Raw genomic sequence first — 6112 nt, forward strand, 5'->3', positions numbered from 1 at the left:
ATGTTTTACAATATATCATATATTTCAAAGGTTAACTTAGGATCATTAAATGGAAGTGAAGGAATGGGGGGGAATATCACTCCTATAAAAAAGATTTCTGATAATCAGGGAGAAGAGTATGCTTATATATCGGGCCAAGCACAAAGAAGATATTTAAAAGAAACATTATTACAGCTTGGAGAGAGGATATCTGCAGTTAGTGAAAATGGAAATCCTAATTTTATGGAGTTTAATGATAAAATTTATGATAAAAAGAAAGAAAAGTTTCAAAATAAAGAGTTAATGTATAAGGAATTTTGTGATCTTGATTTATTTGGCTATATGCTGCCTAAAGGAGGCAGAAGGTGGTCTCCAGTTAAAGTGGCTCCAATGGTTTCCCTCCATCCATATAAAGGAGAATATGATTATCTAACTAGAAAGAAATATGTAGAGAGTGAATCGGAAAAGAGTGGAAATATAGTTCAAGTAGAAATTGACACATTAAATTATATGAGAGGTAACATTGTAATTGATGTAGAAAAGATAGGGAATGAAATTAATGAGTATACTTATGAAGCTACTCCTATGATTTCTAAAGAAGAAAAAATTAATAGAATTAATAAATTGATTGACTCTATAAGATTTTTTAATGGTGGAGCAAAGCAATCTAGAAATTTAGAAGATATTTCACCTAAATTTGTTGCTATTACAAAACAGAAAACAGGTAACCCATTTTTATTAAACAGTATTTATGTTGATAGATATAATAATTTGGATTGTCAAGCTATTATTGATGAGATAAATGATAACAAGACTGTTATTGAAAAAGTCAAAATTGGTATTTCTAGAAATATATTTAAAAATGAAAATGACATTAGAAAATTGCTTTCTGATTCTGGTATTGAAGTTACTACTATAACAGAGGCTTTTGATTCTATAAAGGATAAGCAGTGATTGTAATGAGAGTAATAAGATTTAGAGTAGAAGGAATTTTTAATTCTTTTAGAATACCATTTTTTAGAACATACCAAAAAAGCTTTTTAGCACCACCTAAAACAACAATAATAGGAATGCTAACTAACATAATGGGCAAATCTGAACAATTTTATTATACCTTGTTAGAAGAGGATATGATTAAGGTTTCTGTAGTTATAAACTCTATAAAAGGAAAAGCAAAGGATTTATGGTCATATAAATCTTTTGAAAGTAAAAGCGATATGCATGGGAGAAGCATCATAAGAAGAGACAAATTATATAATGCAAAGTATACAATATACTTAATGATAGAAAATGAGGAATTAAGTAAAGAGATTTATGATTCTTTAATTTGTCCAAAATCAATTCCTGCTCTTGGGTTGGATGATGAAATAATAAAGATATTTGATGTAGACGATAGCTTAACAATAGATATAAACAAATTTCACATAATTAATTCTGTATTCATGGATAAAGGGTACAATTACGAAGTGAAAATATCTGACTCGGATAATTATATAGAATTACCAACTTCAAATATTACTCCGTTAAAATATAAGATAATTATAGATAAAGATTTTAGACTAGCAAGAAAAAATATGGATGAATATAAGCAAGTAGAATATTTAAATTGTTGTATTGAATTAAAGGATGTAGAAAGTTATAAGTGTGAAAATAACAATGTAGTGTTCTATTAGAGAGGATAAGATTTAATGTGAGTGAAATAGTTGCAAAAGTAAGAAAAGATGGAAAAACACAAAATTTAAATGAACATACATTTATGGTGGTAGAAGAAGCGCTAAAACTTATTAATGAAGATGATTTAAATTTTATTTCACAAAAGACAAATTGGAATAATGAAAAAATTAGAGATTTAATATTTTTAATTTCATACTTCCATGATATAGGCAAGTCAACAGAAGAATTTCAAAGTACTATAGCTGATAATAAAAAAAGCTATCATTCACTTTATTCAGCAAGTTTATTTTCTGATATAACAGAGTTTCATTTTGATAAGGATAATGAAATAAATATGTTAATGCTATGCATATTAACACATCACTCTATTTTTAATGATGCAAGTTCATTTAAGGCTGTTGGTAATAATAAAAAATTTAACTTTAAGTTTCTGCCTTATGCAGAAACATTTTTTTATAACTATAAAGAGCTCTATAAGGAGTATATGGGCACAGAATGTCATTATAAATTCACATATAAAAATATTAGATTAAAAGACTTAGGAGAAGAAATTGAGATTATGTATGTGGATATTCATGATATTAATAATAAGAAAAAATATGAAAAATTAAGAGTTCTGTATTCATATGTACTAGGTATTATAAATTTAGCAGATTGGATAGCATCAGCAAAATTCAATGAAAGTATGACTAGTATAGAGTTTAAAGATTTAATAAGTAAAGAAGAGATGTTCACTAAACTTGCAAAATACATTAAAATAGAAAAATTCATTCCTAAAGCATTTCAGCAGCAACTTTCAGTTCATAAAGGAAGTATTTTAGTTGAAATACCAACTGGAGAGGGAAAAACGGAAGGGGCATTTTTATGGGCTATAAATAATTTGAAAAATTCATGTAGCAAAATAATATATACACTACCAACACAGACAACATCTAATAAACTATATGAAAGAGCTTCTAATATATTTGGAGATAATACAGGTCTTATGCATAGCACATCAAAGATCTATCTTGAAAAAAAGTATGAAATAGAAAATGCATTAGTAGATGATAAATTTAAAAATGACATTTTATTTTGTGCAACATTTAGTAAAGGGATGACAGTTTCTACTATAGATAGTTTGTTTAAATATTTTTTAAATATAGGCAGATATAATGTTGCTATGTTTAATTTTCTTAGATCAATTATTATTATAGATGAAGTTCATTCATATGATTTTAAACTAATGGGTTTTATAAAAAGATTCTTAGAAATTTGTAATAGTTATGAAGTTCCAGTTTGCTTAATGAGTGCATCTTTACCAAATAAAATGAAGAAACTTTTGGATATTGATAAATTTCCTATCATTAAAGAAGAAAGTCTATTTGATAAAAAGGCTAATCATATATATAAAGTTGAAGATTCACTAGATAATAACCTTAGCAGTATTATTGATAAATTTTATGAGGGAAAAAACGTATTAGTTGTTAGAAATAATGTAAAAAAATCAGTAGAAACTTTTAAAAATCTAACTAAAGATAAGAAGATTAATGTGGTTTTATATAATTCACAATTTAAAAAGAAAGATAGAATTAAAAAGGAAGATGAAATATACGACAAACTAAAAAATAAAGAAGCCTTTATTTTAGTTGCCACTCAAGTAGTGGAAATTTCCTTAGATATAGATTTTGAAGTTATGTATACAGATAATGCCCCTATAGATTCATTGATACAAAGATTTGGAAGGGTAAATAGAAAAAAAAGAACAGATAGTCTAGGTGAGATATTTATATTTAAAAATGCAGATATTAGACCTTACTATTCACGTATGTTAGAAATCACTTATGAAATTATAGAAGAAGGTGTGTTTCCATTAAGCAAATATACTGAATGGTTAAATTCTGTATATGATAAGCTATTTAATGATAAGATTGTTATCAATGAATTAGAAATTAAGTTTAAGGAAGGTTATGATAAGTTTGATAAAACAATAGATCAACTTTTTGGAATCTCAAAAAGTGAGGACTTATATGATTTAAGGGATATTAAATATTATAAAAAGGACTATATATTGGTGGAAGATTATAATGAAAACGACTTCAAGCATGAAAATACAATTTCTCTTCCAACATATTTAGAAAGAGGGGAGTATTTTTTAAAAGAAAAAGATTATTCAAATGAACTTTACTATGATGTATTAAATTTAGATTATACATATGATTTAGGTGTAATCCTTACGGATGATAGGCTTATTTATTAAATATAGAATAGGCAAAATTGATTGATTATTTCATGGAGGTTTATAGATTGAGAGTAAATGGGACTTTAATTAATTATTATTTTCATTGCAAAAGACAATGTTATCTTCATGGTAATAGACTCAACTTAGAAGACAACAGTGAGATAGTGAAGATTGGGAAGGCTATTCATGAAGAGAAAGCTTCAAGATCAGAAAATGCTGAAATTTCAATTGATAATATTAAATTAGATAAACTCACCTCTGAATATTTAACAGAAATAAAGAAGTCAGATGCAGATGTTGAAGCAGGCAAGTGGCAGCTTATTTATTATCTGAAGGTGCTTAAAAGTAAAGGGATAATAAGAAAAGGTAAGCTTGAATGCATTGAAAAGAACAAGTCTGATAAAAAGATTATGTATTTTGAATTAACTGAAGATCTTGAAAAGGAAATTGATAAATATATTGAAGAAATAGAAAGTTTGATTTCAAGTGAGGAAATACCAGAGGCATTGAATGAACCTAAATGTAAGAAGTGCGCTTATTATGAATATTGCTATATATAGAAATGATATAGCAATAAAGAAAAAATACAAGAGGTGATAATTTTATGGGAAGTACAAGATATATATCATCCATGGGAGAGCTTATTAGAAAAGATAACTCCTTATGCTTTAGAAAAGATGGAAAGAATGTTTATATTCCAATTGAAAACACAAAAGAGATTTATTGTTTAAATGAAGTAAGTATAAACACAAAACTATTAGATTTTTTATCACAAAACAACATAGTAGTACATTTCTTTAATTATTATGAAGGTTATAGTGGGACTTTTTATCCAAAAGCACAATATAATAGCGGAAGGCTTTTAGTGAAACAGGTTGAAAAATACAGTGATTCAAGAATGACAATTGCAAAAGCTATTGTAAAGGGAATAGGCATTAATATAAGAGAAGTAATTTATCATTATTATAAACACGGTAAAAAAGAAGTAAAGGGGACTTTAGATTGGATTAAAGGAGAATTTTTTGAAAGAGTTGAAAATTCCAAAGATATTAAAGTGCTTATGTCTGTGGAGGGAGAAGTCTGGCAAAGATTTTATAGTGAATTTAAGAACTTTTTACCAGAGGATTTTATTATGAATAAGAGGGTGAAAAGACCTCCAGATAATCCTATAAATGCACTTATATCTTTCGGAAATACTCTTCTATATACAAAAACAATATCTGCAATTTATAGAACACATCTTGATCAAAGAATAAGCTATTTACATGAACCTTCAGAAGGCAGATTTTCATTAAGTCTAGATGTAAGTGAAGTTTTTAAGCCTGTAATTGTATATAAAACAATTTTTGATTTAGTGAATAATAAGAGGCTTCAAGTCAGTAAACATTTTGATAAGAAGGTAAATTACTGTTTGTTAAATGAAGAGGGGAGAAATATATTTATTACAGCATTTGAAGAAAGGCTTGAATCAGTTTTTTTACATCCAAAATTAAAAAGAAAAGTAAGCTATAGGACAGCTATAAAACTAGATTGCTATAAATTGATAAAACATATAATGGAAGACAAAGAATTTGTTCCTTTCAGTTTGAAGGAGGGGATGTAATGAGTAGAATAAGTAATTATAATTATGCATTTGTATTTTATGATGTAAATGAAAAGCGAGTACAAAAAGTTTTTAAAGTATGTAAAAAATACTTATCTCACTTTCAAAAGTCAGTTTTTAGAGGAGAGATGTCACCATCAAAATTAATAAAATTCAAAACGGATTTAAATAAAGTCATCGATAAAAATGAGGATTTTATCTGTATAATCAAACTGATGAATGATAATGTTTTTGGAGAGGAAGTTTTAGGGGTAACTTCAGGAGCAACTGGAGAAGACTTGATAATATAAAGTAGTTAACCTAAAAATTTCTTTGATATATCTTGAAATCACTACTTCTATACTAGACATAATAAATGAAATTTTCCCAGCCATAAAATAAAGAAAATTTCTTGTAAGCTAATAAACATGAAATTTTGAGGGTAATGTTGCAGTATTTTTTGAGATTTATAAAACGGCTGGGAAATTTTTATGCGAAAGTTGATTTTTAGGGCTTTTGATGATATTATTGATTTTAAGAAATGGCTATTTGCTTTGGATTAACTTCAACATGAGATGTATTTAAATTTATCTTCATCCAGTACGTGATAAGATTGGCATACGGATTAACTTCAACATGAGATGTATTTAAATTAA

6 protein-coding genes are annotated in these 6112 nt (G+C 26.8%); all 6 read left to right on the forward strand.

What is annotated here, in order from left to right:
* From cas7i to cas2, 6 genes are read left to right on the forward strand one after another with little or no spacing between them, the layout of a single operon-like run.
* Positions 1-933: a type I-B CRISPR-associated protein Cas7/Cst2/DevR gene (gene cas7i, locus T483_RS0126645; protein ID WP_026889578.1), complete on the forward strand. Its 933-nt coding sequence runs from the start codon at positions 1-3 to the stop codon at positions 931-933.
* Between the two features lie 5 nt (positions 934-938).
* On the forward strand, positions 939-1652 hold the full coding sequence (gene cas5, locus T483_RS0126650; protein ID WP_026889579.1) for a CRISPR-associated protein Cas5: 714 nt from the start codon (positions 939-941) through the stop codon (positions 1650-1652).
* 17 nt (positions 1653-1669) lie between these two features.
* Positions 1670-3892 carry a CRISPR-associated helicase/endonuclease Cas3 gene (locus T483_RS0126655; RefSeq protein ID WP_035790630.1) on the forward strand — a complete coding sequence of 741 codons (2223 nt, stop codon included), beginning with the start codon at positions 1670-1672 and terminating at the stop codon, positions 3890-3892.
* Positions 3893-3939: 47 nt separating this feature from the next.
* Positions 3940-4434 carry a CRISPR-associated protein Cas4 gene (gene cas4 / locus T483_RS0126660; protein WP_026889581.1) on the forward strand — a complete coding sequence of 165 codons (495 nt, stop codon included), beginning with the start codon at positions 3940-3942 and terminating at the stop codon, positions 4432-4434.
* A gap of 44 nt (positions 4435-4478) precedes the next feature.
* Positions 4479-5477, forward strand: a complete 999-nt coding sequence (gene cas1b, locus T483_RS0126665) for a type I-B CRISPR-associated endonuclease Cas1b (protein WP_026889582.1) — start codon at positions 4479-4481, stop codon at positions 5475-5477.
* A complete protein-coding gene (gene cas2 / locus T483_RS0126670) occupies positions 5477-5767 on the forward strand; it encodes a CRISPR-associated endonuclease Cas2 (protein ID WP_026889583.1) in 291 nt (96 codons plus the stop codon). Before cas1b ends, cas2 begins: the two co-directional genes overlap by 1 nt.
* Positions 5768-6112 lie beyond the last annotated feature (345 nt).

This window comes from Clostridium beijerinckii HUN142 (assembly GCF_000621745.1).
In the GTDB taxonomy this organism is placed as follows: domain Bacteria; phylum Bacillota; class Clostridia; order Clostridiales; family Clostridiaceae; genus Clostridium; species Clostridium beijerinckii_A.

Coding starts and splice junctions, on each gene's coding strand:
- cas5 (WP_026889579.1), top strand. CDS start 939: ATGAGAGTAATAAGATTTAGAGTAGAAGGAATTTTTAATTCTTTTAGA.
- cas2 (WP_026889583.1), top strand. CDS start 5,477: ATGAGTAGAATAAGTAATTATAATTATGCATTTGTATTTTATGATGTA.
- cas1b (WP_026889582.1), top strand. CDS start 4,479: ATGGGAAGTACAAGATATATATCATCCATGGGAGAGCTTATTAGAAAA.
- cas7i (WP_026889578.1), top strand. CDS start 1: ATGTTTTACAATATATCATATATTTCAAAGGTTAACTTAGGATCATTA.